Genomic DNA, 13,407 nt, shown 5'->3' with positions numbered 1-13,407 from the left:
TTACGATTACGGGCTATCAGGGCAGCGTGGTGGTCACAGAATGGTCTGACCGCTTCGTGTTTTTGCGGAACTCGGCGGTCGACGACACGAGACACTCGTTTTCATAGGCTTCGATGTCGCAGAGACGAGAGATGACTTTGCCAGGCAGCCGGATGTACTTTGGTCCGGTGCCGAGGACGCGCCACCGCTCCAGCGTTTTGGGTGACAGGCCCCAGCGGTCGGCAAGTTGCTGTTGGTCAAAGTGGGTGGTGGTCATGCTGAACTCCTTGTGGTGATCGGGAGTCCATGAACGCTCTGTTTCGGGAAGGTAGCAAGTCCTGAGGGTGGTCAGGGAGGCTTGGCGGAGTACGTCGACACCACGGCCACCTGTTGGGAAGGTAAATTCGGTGACCAGTCTGGGGCGTCAAAAGATCATTGAACCAAGCTGGTTTTGCGGTAGGATGCGGACTCGGTTAAACCTTTCGAATCAGCTCGCAAGAGTACGTGCAGCCTGTTTTGCGTACGTTCATGCTGCTGTCGGTGGCGGGCGAGTGTCCCACCACCAGAATTCGAACCCCAACCATTCCCGGTTGGGGTTTTTTATTGTTTGTGCCAACAGGCGAAAATGTCACTGCTACCCCACTATCTCTTTCGGGGTGAAGCAAGGTTGGTTGAAGGTTTTCCAAAGTCAGTCGCTATGGCAGAATCCATCCTTCGCTGAGCGCCAGTGCAGAAATCTGCTGTGGTGAGTACAGTGTGCTTCTTCCATAATTGCAGTCCGCGTTTGTCGACCGTGAAACGGCAGGGCGGTAGCGTACTGAAACCACTACATCATGAATATTTCTAGCGGACCCATGGCCGTCATTGGTTTGGGCTATGTTGGGCTTCCCTTGGCGGTTGAGTTCGGCAAGCAACGTGAGGTCGTTGGTTTTGATATCAATGCTGACCGAATTCTGGAGTTGCAAAGTGGTCATGACAGCACTCTGGAAGTTACTGCCGATCAATTGAAGGCGGCGAGACGGCTTTCTTTTTCGTCACAACTCGATAGCTTGCGTCGGTGCGATGTGTTTGTCGTGACGGTGCCGACTCCTGTGGACCAAGCCAATCGCCCCGACATGACTCCGTTGATCAAGGCGAGTGAAACGGTAGGAACGGTACTCCGCCCAGGTGCTGTGGTGATTTATGAGTCTACGGTGTATCCAGGGGCGACGGAAGAAGTCTGTGTTCCCGTGCTGGAGCGGACAAGTGGTCTGAAATTCAATGTGGATTTTTTCTGTGGGTATAGTCCTGAGCGCATCAACCCTGGGGATAAAGTAAATACGCTGACGACCATCAAGAAAATCACGAGCGGCAGTACGCCTGAAGTTGCTACTGCGATTGATGCCATGTACGCCAATATAATCACAGCGGGTACGCACAAGGCGAGTAGCATCAAAGTCGCCGAGGCGGCCAAGGTGATCGAGAATACGCAACGTGACCTCAATATCGCCCTGGTCAACGAGCTGTCGGTCATTTTTCAGCGACTTGGCATCGATACGCTGGAAGTGCTTGAGGCCGCCGGCAGTAAATGGAATTTTCTGCCGTTCCGTCCCGGCATGGTGGGGGGGCACTGCATCGGTGTTGATCCGTATTACCTGACGCATAAGGCGGAACAGCTCGGTTATCACCCGCAGGTGATTCTTGCCGGCCGCCGGATCAACGACAACATGGCTCGCTATGCGGCTCGCAACGTCATCAAGCTGATGCTGCGTAATGGCATCGATGTCGCCCGGAGCACGGTGGGCGTACTGGGAGTGACCTTCAAGGAAAACTGCCCGGACATCCGCAACAGCAAGGTCGCTGATCTGGTGCGGGAATTCGAGAGTTGGGGGGTGCGGGTGGTGGTCGATGATCCCTGGGCCAACCCGGACGAAGTGCGGCACGAATACGCCATCACCCTCAGCCGGATCGACCGTACGCAGCAGGTGGACGCTCTGGTTGTCGCCGTAGGGCATAACCAATACCGGAAAGCCGATGTGCGGGAGCTGAAAACCCTGTGCCGTGGCGACATGCCCGTGCTGGGCGATCTGAAATCCCTGTACGACCGTCACCTGGCCGCTGCTGCCGGCTTTACGGTTTTCCGTCTGTAAGGAATCGAAGCATGCGCCTCTACGAAAAAATCGAGAACCGCAAAATCCGGGTGGCCCTGGTCGGCTGTGGCCGGATTTCCGCCAACCACTTTGCGGCTATGGCGCAGCACGCCGGGAATATCGAGCTCGTCGACGTGTGCGATATCGATCCGGTGGCCCTTGGTCAAGCCGTAGCACGCACCGGCGCCCGCGGGCATGCCAGCTTGACGCAAATGCTGCAGACGACGACGGCCGACATTGTCGTGCTCACCACGCCAAGCGGTTTGCATCCAGAGCAGACGATCGAGATTGCCAGCTCAGGGCGCCATGTCATGACTGAAAAACCGATGGCCACCCGCTGGCACGATGGCCTGCGCATGGTCAAGGCCTGCGACGATGCCGGTGTACGTCTCTTCGTGGTCAAGCAGAACCGGCGCAATGCCACTTTGCAACTGCTGAAGAAGGCGGTGGAGCAGAAGCGCTTTGGGCGCATTTACATGGTGAACATCAACGTCTTCTGGACCCGGCCGCAAGAGTATTACGACAGCGCGAAATGGCGCGGCACCTGGGAGTTCGATGGGGGTGCATTCATGAATCAGGCCAGTCACTATGTCGATCTGCTCGACTGGCTGATCGGGCCCATCGAGAGCATCCAGGCCTACACCTCGACGCTGGCGCGCGACATCGAGGTTGAGGACACGGGCGTGCTCAGCGTCCGCTGGCGCTCTGGCGCGCTGGGCTCGATGAATGTGACCATGCTGACCTATCCCAAAAACCTCGAGGGCAGCATCACCATCCTGGGTGAAAATGGAACGGTGCGTGTGGGCGGTGTTGCGGTCAACGAAATTCAGCACTGGGAGTTTGCCGAGAAGCAGCCGGAGGACGAGCAGATCGCCGCCGCGAACTATGCCACGACCTCGGTTTACGGTTTCGGGCATCCGCTCTACTACGACAACGTGATCAAGGTGATGCGCGGCGAAGCTGAGCCGGAAACGGACGGACGCGAAGGGCTGAAGTCGCTTGAAGTGCTCATCGCGGCCTACCTGGCGGCACGTGACGGCAAACGGATTGCCTTGCCGCTGGATTACTGACCATGGCCGTGACCATCCATCCCAGTGCCATCGTGGACGCCGGGGCGCAGATTGGCGATGGTAGCCGCGTCTGGCATTTCGTACACGTCTGCGCGGGCGCGAAAATCGGCCGGGGGGTGTCACTGGGTCAGAATGTCTTTGTCGGCAATAAAGTGGTCATCGGCGATCACTGCAAAATCCAGAACAACGTCAGCGTGTACGACAACGTCACCCTGGAAGAAGGCGTGTTCTGCGGCCCCAGCATGGTGTTCACCAATGTCTACAACCCCCGCTCGCTGATCGAGCGCAAAAGCGAATATCGCGACACGCTGGTGAAAAAAGGCGCCACCCTTGGCGCCAATTGCACCGTCGTTTGTGGCGCCACCATCGGCGAATACGCCTTTATCGGTGCCGGTGCCGTGGTCAACCGGGATGTTCCCGCTTACGCCCTGATGGTCGGCGTTCCCGCCCGGCAGATCGGCTGGATGAGCGAATACGGCGAACAACTGGACCTGCCGCTGCAAGGGCAGGCGCAGGCCACTTGCATTCATACCGGCGCCTGTTACCAACTGAGCGGTGACACGCTCCACAAATTGCCCGAGTGAACATGGACTTCATCGACCTCAAAGCCCAGTACCAAGGTCTGAAAGCGCAGATCGACGCCAATATTCAGAAAGTACTGGAGCATGGCCAGTACATCCTCGGCCCGGAGGTGGCCGAACTGGAAGAAAAGCTCGCTGCCTTCGTCGGTGCCAGATACTGCATCAGCGTGGCCAATGGCACCGACGCCCTGCAGATCGCCCAGATGGCGCTGGGCATCGGCCCGGGCGACGAGGTCATCACCCCTGGCTTCACCTACATCGCCACCGCCGAAACTGTGGCCCTGCTGGGTGCCAGACCTGTGTATGTGGATATTAACCCGCGCACCTACAATCTTGATCCGGCACTGCTCGAAGCCGCCATCACGCCGCGCACCAAGGCGATCATTCCGGTGTCGCTGTACGGTCAGTGCGCCGATTTCGATGCCATCAATGCCATCGCCGCGAAACATGGTATCCCGGTCATCGAAGATGCCGCGCAGAGCTTCGGGGCCACCTACAAGGGCAAGCGTTCGTGCAACCTGACGACCATTGCCTGCACCAGCTTCTTTCCCAGCAAACCGCTCGGCTGCTACGGTGACGGCGGAGCGATCTTCACCAATGACGAGGAACTGGCCAAGGTTCTTCGCCAGATTGCCCGGCATGGGCAGGACCGCCGCTACCACCACATTCGTGTCGGGGTAAACAGCCGCCTGGACACCCTGCAGGCAGCCATCCTGCTGCCTAAGCTGGAAGTTTTTCCGCGCGAACTGGAGCAGCGCGAGCAGGTCGCTCAGGGCTATGCCCGCCTGCTCAGCGAAGTTGGCATCGCTGCACCCTTCATCGAGGCGCACAACCGCAGTGTCTGGGCGCAATACACTGTGCAGGTTGAGCTGCGCGATCAGGTCCAGGAGCGGCTCAAGGCAGCGGGCGTGCCCACCGCCGTGCATTACCCGATTCCCCTCAACCGCCAGCCGGCCGTACAGGATGCGGCTGCCCGCCTGCCGGTCGGCGATGCAGTCGCCGCACGGGTCATGAGCCTGCCCATGCATCCCTATCTCGACGCCGTTGCACAGGCGTCGGTCATCCATTCCTTGCGCGAAAGCCTGCAGCCATGACCTGCAAAATCGTCACCATCGTTGGCGCCCGCCCACAATTCATCAAGGCAGCTGCGGTCACGCGCGAAATTCTCAGGCATCCGGGCCAGCTTGAAGAAGTCATGGTGCATACTGGCCAGCACTACGATCCAAACATGTCCCAGGTGTTTTTCGACGAGCTGGAAATCCCGGCCCCGCGCTACAACCTGGAAGTCTCCGGGGGCGGTCATGGCGCCATGACCGGGCGCATGCTCGAAGGCATCGAGCGCATCCTGCTCGATGAGAAACCGGACTGGGTACTGATTTACGGTGACACCAATTCAACCCTGGCTGGCGCCCTGGCGGCCGCCAAGCTGCACATTCCGGTGGCGCACGTCGAGGCTGGTTTGCGCTCCTTCAATATGCGCATGCCCGAGGAAATCAACCGCATCCTCGCCGATCGGGTGTCGACCCTGTTGCTCTGCCCGACGGCCGTCGCTATCGACAACCTGGCCCGTGAAGGCGTCACCCAGGGTGTGCACAACGTCGGCGACGTCATGTACGACGTGGCGCTGCATTACAGCGAACGTGCTAGAGCCGGCAGTCGCATCCTGCAGACGCTGGCGCTGCGTGAAAAGAATTTTGCCCTGGCCACCTGTCACCGGGCTGAAAATACCGACGACCCCGTACGTCTGGAAGGTATCGTCAGCGCGCTGGCGCAGATCGCCGCTGACATGCCGGTAGTACTGCCGCTGCACCCGCGTACCCGCAAGCTGCTGCAGCAGTTCGAGCTGGAACAGCATCTGGCAGCGCTGACCGTAGTTGAACCGTTAGCGTTTCTCGACATGGTGGCGCTGGAACAGGCGGCTCGGGTCATCCTCACTGATTCCGGTGGCGTGCAGAAAGAAGCCTTCTTTTATCGGGTGCCCTGCATCACCATGCGCGATGAAACCGAGTGGGTGGAGACGGTGGAGCTGGGCTGGAATCATCTGGCCGGGGCTGACCGGGTAACGATTCTTGCCGCTTATACAGCACTGGGCGCGGGCGCGGCACACACTCACTGCCAACCCTACGGCGATGGCCAGGCCGCAGGTCGGATGCTTGCCTTGCTGCAGGCGGCAAGCACCTGAAGCGGCGATGAATGATGTGGATAAAAATAACCTCCCGCTTCCAGCGAGGCAGTGCCGCGCGGGATGTTGCCACCTTGATGGTGGGGACCGCCATCGCCCAGGCCATTACCATAGCCTCCACCCCACTGCTGACGCGGCTCTATACGCCTAGCGATTTTGGCTTGTTGGCAGTATTTTTGGCGGTAGTCAGTGTGGCTGCAACGCTGATAACACTGCGGTATGAAACCTCGATACTTGTCCCCAAAGAAAACACTGAATCCGCCAACTTGGTGCTTTTAAGTTTGCTTCTTAGCGCTGGGCTATCTGTAGTTCTGGCCGTGTTGGGTGCGTTGCTTCCTATGGGCTTGCAAGAAAAATTGGGCCTAGGCATTTTGGGAAATTGGATGCCCATTGCTTTTTTAACGGCTGCAGCCACATCAGTCTTGGCGATCATGCAAGGGTGGATGAACCGACAAAAAAAATACCAACACATGGCGTGGCTGCGCGTGGGGCAAAGTGCCGCTCTGGCCGGCTTGGCAGTTTTTTTTGGATTTTTTCACAGCGACAATGGGTTATTGATTGCTCAAATTTGCGCAAGCGCGTGTCTTTGTTTGGCTGCACTGTGGATTGGACGTTCTGCCGCGCACCTGTGGCAAAAGCAGGAGTTACAAGCAACAGCATTAGCACATAAAAATGCCCCTAAATATCTGCTACCAACCGCCTTGCTGGATGTGATAACGCTGCAAATGCCCGTGTTGCTGATTGCTGCGTGGTTTGGTTCTGATGATGCAGGGCAGTTCAGCATGGCATGGCGCTTATTGATGATTCCCATGGCGCTTATTGGTGGAGCTGTGGGACAAGTTTTTATGCGGCGATTTTCCAATATACTTGAAAATCCAGTGCTTGCAAAAAAAACAATCAGACAAAGCTGGCTCTTTTTGTTTGCTATAGGCTTGATTCCATTTGCTTCAATTTTGATCGGCGGCGACTCTATTTTTGCGATAGTTCTAGGCGATAAATGGCTGGGTTCTGGAACTATTGCAATGACGCTTGCGCCTATGGCGCTTGCGATGTTTATTTCTTCACCTACCTCGGGAGCTTATGTGCTTCTTGGGCTTCAAAAATATAGTTTTTTATTTGGTATTATTACTTTTATCTACAGGCCGTTTTGTATTTTTTTGGGAAAATATTTTAATAGCATATCTTTGGGTTTGTGGGCTTGGGTGGTGATTGAGATTGTTACAATAGTTGGCTATCAATATTTAATTTGGCGAAAACTAAAATATTAAATTACAAGTTTGGATTTTATCATGAGTGAAATAAATTCTTCTGGATCTATAAACCTGTATAACGAAAAATATTTTCTTGAGGCTGTTGATGGATTTCGAGAGTATTCTGAGTTCAATGGCGAATTTCTGAGTCTCTTTGATAGGTATCAGAGGAATGTTAATTTAATGAAATTAATGCCGGGGCATAAATATCTTGAGTTTGGCTGCGGTCGTGGGGAAATATGTATTTATCATGCCTTACAGGGTGGTACTGCGACTGGTGTTGATTATTCTGCGGATGCAATTAATTTGGCCATTGAAAAGGCAAAATCATTAGGCGCTCAAGTTGGTTTTGTAGTATCTTCTTTTGCTGATTTCAAGGCGTTGGAGAATCATTACGATAGAATACTGGCTTCAGAGTTCATAGAGCATATTTCTGCTGCTGAGGGATATAAATTTGTAGAAATTGCGTATAAATCCTTACGGCCGGGTGGGCGAGTTTTGATATTTACCCACCCAAATACAATCCAGAGAAGGTTTGGCTATCCTTTGGTTAGGCTTTTTAATCGACTGCAGGGCGTTATTTTGCCCAAAAAACAATCCGATACGCTTGATGAGCATTACCGACTTTATCATTTGAATGAGCAAAATTATTTTAGTTTAAAAAAAATGATAAATGCATTCGGTTTTAAATATATTGAAGTTGGATACGATGTTGATTTTAGCAAAACAAATGGATTCTTTAAAAAATTAGCATTTAAAATAATAAAAAACACTTTCCTTCGGCACTTGTTTTTAACAAATTTATATGTTGTTGCTGAAAAGTGAATCTCTTCCTCCTCCCCTCTTGGTACCCCAGCCCTGACAGTCCGCTCGCTGGCACCTTTACCCAAGAGCAAGCACAGGCCATTGCCGAATTGGCACCTGATATCCGCGTGCTGGTCAGTCTATGGGGGCACGCAGATGCCGTGCTGTCTGCCCGCAGCCCATGGCGTTGGCCCCAGCGTTTGGCTTGGTGCCTTAAGCAGACCCGGGATCAGGTGCGCGAGCGAAACGGCGTGCATGAAACATTCAACGCCAAAATCCACTGGAGCGATCGCCTGCCCTTCGGCGGTGTGCGGCAGCTGGTGGCCGTCAACCGCCGTAACTTTCGCCTCGCCCAGCAGCGCTTCGGCAAGATTGACCTGATCCACGCCCATGTCAGCTACCCTGGCGGCTATATTGCATCGCTGCTGGCACAAGAGCATGGTATTCCCTATGTGCTGACCGAGCACATGAGTCCTTTTCCCTTTCCCAACCTGCTGTGCAATGGTCAACCACTGCCTACGATTGCCCAGGCATTTGAACGGGCTGCAGCCTCGATTGCCGTCAGTCCATCGCTGGCCGACCGCATTGCCTCGTTTGGCTACCCCCGACCCGTGGTCATCCCCAATGTGGTGGATGAACGCGTTTTTGCCCTGGGGCAGCCCAACTCCAGCAAAACGGTGTTTTTCACCCTGTGTGGCATTTCAGAGCAAAAAGGCATCGATCACTTGCTCGACGCCATCGCCCTGTGGAATCCGCCCGCAGATCAGTTTGAATTTCGCATTGGTGGTGACGGCCCGCAGCGTACTGCTTACCAGGCCAAGGCGCAGGCGCTGGGGCTGGCTGACCGGGTGCGCTGGTTGGGGCCAGTCAGCCGCGCACGGGCGCCAGCGCTGTTCCAGGACTGCCACATCTTCGTCATGCCCTCACGCCACGAAACTTTTGGCGTGGTCTATGCCGAGGCCATTGCCTGTGGCAAGCCCATCATTGCCACGCGCTGTGGCGGACCCGAATCCATTGTCAATGCCATCAATGGCCGGTTGGTGGATGTGGGCGATGTGCCCGCGTTGGCGCAGGTCATGCGAGACATGGCGGCAAATTGGCACAGCTACAGCCCGCAAGCCATTCGTCAAAACTTTGAAGCGCGTTTTTCGCGTTACGCCGTGGTGCAGCAACTGTGTGCGCTCTACCAACAAATATTGAAAGAAAAATAGAGATATGTGCGGAATCGCCGGAGGTTGGTGGAGCCAATCTACGCAAGCAGACAGCAGCTTACCCAAAGCCCTGCACGCCATGCGCCGGCGTGGGCCAGACGACAACGGCCACGTGCTGTATCCCATGGGGGCAGCCGCCGTCGGGCTTGGGCATACGCGGCTGTCGATCATCGATCTTTCAGCCGCAGGACATCAGCCGATGCATTCCGCCGATGGGCGCTGGGCGATTGTCTTTAATGGCGAGATCTACAACTACCGCGAATTACGCGACGAATTACGGATCCTGGGACACCAATTCGTTTCCGATTCCGATACCGAGGTGCTGCTCGCTGCCTGGGCGCAATGGGGCGCAGCGGTGCTCCCCCGCCTGACAGGCATGTTCGCGTTTGCCTTGCTCGATAAGGTGCGCGGCCAACTGACCTGCGCCAGGGATGCGTTTGGTATCAAGCCGTTCTTTTATACGGCAACAGAGAGCGGATTTTTTTTCGCCTCGGAAATATCTGCGCTGATGGAACTGCTCCCTGGAAAGCCCATGCTCGACTGGCAACGTGCCTACGATTATTTGGTGCATGGGGATTACGACAGTGGGCCGCGAACCTTTTTCGAGGGGGTGAGCCATTTGCTGCCAGGGCATCTCCTGGTTGTCGACCTGAATAGGGGGCAGGTGGCCGAGTCAGAACGTTGGTGGGTACCAAGTATTGTGGAGCGACATGATCTGTCGTTCTCCGATGCGGCGGAAATGGTTCGTGAGCAATTCTTGCAAAATATCCGTCTGCATCTGCGTAGTGATGTACCGCTGGGTGCAGCACTGTCAGGTGGCATCGATTCATCGGCTGTGGTTTGTGCGATGAGACATGTCCAGCCCGGACTTCCGATCAAGACTTTCAGCTATATTGCTCGCGGTAATGCAATATCCGAAGAGGTATGGGTAGATAGGGTCAATCAGTTTGTGGGCGCACAGTCGCACAAGGTTGTGGTCAGCGGTGAAGAGTTGGCGAGTGACCTGGATGACATGATTGCAGTCCAGGGGGAACCGTTTGGCAGTACCAGCATATATGCCCAGTACCGGGTTTTCAGAATGGCCCAGGAACAGGGAGTCACTGTGACCCTGGATGGCCAAGGGGCAGATGAAATGCTCGCCGGTTACAACGGCTATCCGGGACAACGAATACGCAGCCTATTGGAAAAAGGGAGGTTATCTGAGGCATTGCATTTTCTAAACCAATGGGCCAAGTGGCCGGGTCGTGGTTACGTTGCTGGCGCCAAGCACTTAGTGGCAGCAACGGCGCAGGGGAAACTACATGACATGCTGCGTCGTCTGGGCGGTATGCATGACCTCCCCGCTTGGATTAATGCCGAACCTCTAGAGGCAAGAGGGGTTATTTGTCGTTATCCATACCAGCGCCCAGACATTAATGAGGTCGGGAGGCGCGTGAGCGCTGAATTGCTGCTTTCCTTGACGAGACGGGGTTTGCCGGCCTTGCTCCGCCACGGTGACCGGAATTCCATGCGTTTTTCGGTGGAGAGTCGGGTTCCATTCCTGACACTTGATTTGGTCGAATTGCTATTGTCCCTTCCAGAAACGTACCTGATCTCGCGAGCCGGCGAAACAAAATCGGTGTTCCGCGCGGCGATGCGAGGAATTGTCCCTGACGACATTCTCGATCGGCGCGACAAAATTGGTTTTGTCACACCAGAACAAGATTGGTTGTTGCCGATGGCAGATACAGTACGTTTATGGTTGAGCGAGGATCTGCAAATTCCGTTTCTCAATCAGGCAGAAGTGTTGCGCGAGTTTGCACTGATCATCGCCGGCAAAAAAGCCTTTTCCTGGCAGGTGTGGCGATGGATTAATTTTTGCCGCTGGTACAGCCGTTTTGTTGCGTAAGAAAGCATAAGATCGCTATGAAAAATATTCGTTTCTTGCATAGCGCAGCCCTGCTGCGCCCTCCATCAGGCATATGCACACAAATGGACTGGGAACAGGAAGCTGCCATGGAGTTGGGGCTGAATTGGCGGGTGAAAATGTTTTGCCCGCAGGGAACACGAGGTGGATTCAAGACCATGTTGTTTGACGAAAAGACAAACTGCCATGAACTTGAGAACAAAGCCGATGCATTGAAATCCTGGCTCAAACTTAGAAGGAATTACCACAGGTGGTTGCTAAACCAGCAATCGGAGGTGGACGTTTTTCTGTTGCGCTACTACGTCCATGATCCTTTCCAGGCTTATTTTGTGCGTAAGTGCAAAAAGCCGGTTTTTTTCGTTCATCACACGCTGGAAGTTCCTGAATTAGCATTGCCCGGGAAGTTGTCAAGCTTGATTCGTGCGAGATTGGAATCTTGGATTGGACCGAGCACACTCAGAAAGGCAACGGGGATCGTTGGCGTTACTCAAGAAATTGTTGACTACGAATTGAGCAGGTCAGGCGTGCATGAAGAACGAGCGACCGTATACCCGAATGGTGTCTTGTACCGGGATTTGCAGTTGATGGATTGTCGGGGAAAAGATGTTCCAGAGATGCTGTTTGTTGCTAACTTTGCCCCATGGCACGGCCTTGATAGGCTATTGCTGGCCTTGAAAGACAGCCGTCATGATTTTGTCTTGCACTTGGTTGGGCGAATCCCGGAAGAGTACAAGCAGATCGACAATGACGCGCGCATCAAGGTGCATGGTGAGTTATCGAGCCAAGAGATTTTTGAGCTTAGTCAACGCTGCTGGATTGGGTTGGCCTCTTTTGCACTGGATAGAAACAAAATGAAACAAGCCTGTCCGCTCAAGGTGCGCGAATATTTAATGCTTGGATTGCCTGTTTGCGGGGATTACACCGATACGATTCCATCGGGAAGGCTGTTTAAAAAGGTGGAAAATACGGATTTTGACGAAATAATCATGTTCGCAAGAGAGTCTAGGAGCATGGCGAAGGAAGATGTTTCTGTTAGCGCAAAAAAATTAATCGACAAAAAAAACTTACTACATGCATTGGTGGCAGATCTTGTTGGAAAAGATCGTCTTGGTGTACACCCGGTATAAGCGCGGAGTTATTTTGAAATCTATTAGCATAGTTTCGCATTATTCACATTCGTTGATAAATTTCCGTGGCCCGATGATCGTGGACCTGCGAAAACGGAGGGTCAATGTGTTTGCGCTAGCTCCTGACTGGCAGCCAGATGCTGTCAAGGCTGTACAGGGTATGGGTGTGCGGACAGAGGGTTACCGTTTGTCGCGATCGGGACTGAACCCATTGACCGATCTAAGAACCCTTTGGCAGCTGTGGCGCTGTTTCAAAGATCAAAAACCTGAGGCGGTGTTTACCTACGCTGCCAAAACCAATGTCTGGGGGATTTTGGCAGCCACCTTGGCTGGCGTGCCACGCCGTGTGGCTATGGTGGAAGGCATGGGCTATGCGTTCACCGAGGGGGTAGGAGGACGTTTGCTCAGCCAACGCCTCTTGGCTTGGGTCATAACTCGTTTATATCGTGCGGCGTTTCATTTCGCACACAAGGTTGTGGTGCTGAATCCAGACGATGCTGCCGATCTTGAACGCTTGTGCGGCCTTGATCCTGAAAAAATTGTTGTCTTGGGGGGGATAGGTGTCCCTTTGCAAGAATGGCCTGTGCAGCCGCCGCATACTCACCCCATTACATTTACGCTCATCGCTCGTTTGCTTAGAGAGAAAGGGATCATGGAATATCTGCAAGCTGCGCGTTTGGTGAAGGCTCGGTACCCTCATGTGCGTTTTTGTTTGCTGGGTGGGCTGGACGATAATCCTGGTGCGCTTGGTCGTGCGGATATTCAGCCGTGGCTTGACGACGGCACAGTGGAGTGGCCCGGTCAGGTGGATGTTAAACCCTGGTTGGCGCAGACCAGCGTCTTTGTTCTGCCATCGTATTACCGGGAAGGCGTTCCGCGTAGTACGCAAGAGGCGATGGCAATGGGGCGACCTGTAATCACGACGGATGTGCCCGGGTGCCGTGAAACGGTGGTAAATGGGGTGAATGGGTTTATGGTCCCCCCACGTGATGTTGAAGCCCTTGCTTCAGCCATGATGCAATTTGTTCAAACCCCAGATTGTGTGGCAAGCATGGGGAGCGAGAGCCGTAGGCTAGCAGAGGAGCGGTTTGATGTGGATAAAATCAACCCGGTACTTCTGCGGATACTCGGTTTTGCTGAGCTGAGCCAAGGCGAGGGAAAATGATTC

At 54.4% G+C, this 13,407-nt stretch carries 12 protein-coding genes; 11 read left to right on the top strand and 1 reads right to left on the bottom strand.

Annotation, left to right across the window (positions count from 1 at the left end; translation table 11 throughout):
• Positions 1-16 precede the first annotated feature (16 nt).
• Positions 17-256 carry a helix-turn-helix transcriptional regulator gene (locus JYJ39_RS10100; protein WP_205204077.1) on the bottom strand — a complete coding sequence of 80 codons (240 nt, stop codon included), beginning with the start codon at positions 254-256 and terminating at the stop codon, positions 17-19.
• A 556-nt stretch (positions 257-812) separates the two neighbouring features.
• On the opposite strand from JYJ39_RS10100, the gene JYJ39_RS10095 reads away from it, so the two are divergent.
• Genes JYJ39_RS10095 through JYJ39_RS10045 form a run of 11 tightly spaced genes read left to right on the top strand, consistent with a single transcriptional unit; the run spans position 813 to position 13,404 of the window.
• Complete coding sequence (locus JYJ39_RS10095; RefSeq protein ID WP_205204076.1) at positions 813-2,108, top strand: nucleotide sugar dehydrogenase; 1,296 nt, start codon at positions 813-815, stop codon at positions 2,106-2,108.
• 11 nt (positions 2,109-2,119) lie between these two features.
• Positions 2,120-3,178 carry a Gfo/Idh/MocA family protein gene (locus JYJ39_RS10090; RefSeq protein ID WP_205204075.1) on the top strand — a complete coding sequence of 353 codons (1,059 nt, stop codon included), beginning with the start codon at positions 2,120-2,122 and terminating at the stop codon, positions 3,176-3,178.
• 2 nt (positions 3,179-3,180) lie between these two features.
• Entirely contained in the window at positions 3,181-3,762 is a 582-nt protein-coding gene (wbpD, locus tag JYJ39_RS10085) for a UDP-2-acetamido-3-amino-2,3-dideoxy-D-glucuronate N-acetyltransferase (RefSeq protein WP_205204074.1), read from the top strand.
• Positions 3,763-3,764: 2 nt separating this feature from the next.
• Positions 3,765-4,853: a DegT/DnrJ/EryC1/StrS family aminotransferase gene (locus JYJ39_RS10080; RefSeq protein WP_205204073.1), complete on the top strand. Its 1,089-nt coding sequence runs from the start codon at positions 3,765-3,767 to the stop codon at positions 4,851-4,853.
• Positions 4,850-5,941: a non-hydrolyzing UDP-N-acetylglucosamine 2-epimerase gene (wecB, locus tag JYJ39_RS10075; RefSeq protein ID WP_205204072.1), complete on the top strand. Its 1,092-nt coding sequence runs from the start codon at positions 4,850-4,852 to the stop codon at positions 5,939-5,941. Before JYJ39_RS10080 ends, wecB begins: the two co-directional genes overlap by 4 nt.
• Before the next feature lie 11 nt (positions 5,942-5,952).
• On the top strand, positions 5,953-7,209 hold the full coding sequence (locus JYJ39_RS10070; RefSeq protein WP_205204071.1) for a lipopolysaccharide biosynthesis protein: 1,257 nt from the start codon (positions 5,953-5,955) through the stop codon (positions 7,207-7,209).
• Between the two features lie 21 nt (positions 7,210-7,230).
• Positions 7,231-8,016, top strand: coding sequence for a class I SAM-dependent methyltransferase (locus tag JYJ39_RS10065; protein WP_205204069.1), 786 nt, complete (start codon positions 7,231-7,233; stop codon positions 8,014-8,016).
• Positions 8,013-9,206 (top strand): glycosyltransferase, encoded by a 1,194-nt coding sequence (locus JYJ39_RS10060; RefSeq protein WP_205204068.1) that lies wholly within the window; start codon positions 8,013-8,015, stop codon positions 9,204-9,206. Before JYJ39_RS10065 ends, JYJ39_RS10060 begins: the two co-directional genes overlap by 4 nt.
• Positions 9,207-9,210: 4 nt before the next feature.
• On the top strand, positions 9,211-11,094 hold the full coding sequence (gene asnB / locus JYJ39_RS10055) for an asparagine synthase (glutamine-hydrolyzing) (RefSeq protein ID WP_205204067.1): 1,884 nt from the start codon (positions 9,211-9,213) through the stop codon (positions 11,092-11,094).
• Between the two features lie 17 nt (positions 11,095-11,111).
• Positions 11,112-12,239: a glycosyltransferase gene (locus JYJ39_RS10050; protein ID WP_205204066.1), complete on the top strand. Its 1,128-nt coding sequence runs from the start codon at positions 11,112-11,114 to the stop codon at positions 12,237-12,239.
• Positions 12,205-13,404, top strand: a complete 1,200-nt coding sequence (locus JYJ39_RS10045) for a glycosyltransferase family 4 protein (protein WP_205204065.1) — start codon at positions 12,205-12,207, stop codon at positions 13,402-13,404. Before JYJ39_RS10050 ends, JYJ39_RS10045 begins: the two co-directional genes overlap by 35 nt.
• Positions 13,405-13,407: the final 3 nt, after the last annotated feature.

Origin of the sequence: Azonexus hydrophilus (assembly GCF_905120355.1) — a bacterium.
Classification (GTDB): Bacteria; Pseudomonadota; Gammaproteobacteria; order Burkholderiales; family Rhodocyclaceae; genus Azonexus.
Note: the sequence above shows the minus strand (reverse complement) of the source record. Positions and strands in the feature narration are given on the sequence as shown.

Bases quoted from the DNA above. Each gene is read 5' to 3' on its own strand.
- JYJ39_RS10100 (WP_205204077.1), bottom strand. From the start codon at position 256: ATGACCACCACCCACTTTGACCAACAGCAACTTGCCGACCGCTGGGGC.
- JYJ39_RS10095 (WP_205204076.1), top strand. From the start codon at position 813: ATGAATATTTCTAGCGGACCCATGGCCGTCATTGGTTTGGGCTATGTT.
- JYJ39_RS10090 (WP_205204075.1), top strand. From the start codon at position 2,120: ATGCGCCTCTACGAAAAAATCGAGAACCGCAAAATCCGGGTGGCCCTG.
- wbpD (WP_205204074.1), top strand. From the start codon at position 3,181: ATGGCCGTGACCATCCATCCCAGTGCCATCGTGGACGCCGGGGCGCAG.
- JYJ39_RS10080 (WP_205204073.1), top strand. From the start codon at position 3,765: ATGGACTTCATCGACCTCAAAGCCCAGTACCAAGGTCTGAAAGCGCAG.
- wecB (WP_205204072.1), top strand. From the start codon at position 4,850: ATGACCTGCAAAATCGTCACCATCGTTGGCGCCCGCCCACAATTCATC.
- JYJ39_RS10070 (WP_205204071.1), top strand. From the start codon at position 5,953: ATGATGTGGATAAAAATAACCTCCCGCTTCCAGCGAGGCAGTGCCGCG.
- JYJ39_RS10065 (WP_205204069.1), top strand. From the start codon at position 7,231: ATGAGTGAAATAAATTCTTCTGGATCTATAAACCTGTATAACGAAAAA.
- asnB (WP_205204067.1), top strand. From the start codon at position 9,211: ATGTGCGGAATCGCCGGAGGTTGGTGGAGCCAATCTACGCAAGCAGAC.
- JYJ39_RS10050 (WP_205204066.1), top strand. From the start codon at position 11,112: ATGAAAAATATTCGTTTCTTGCATAGCGCAGCCCTGCTGCGCCCTCCA.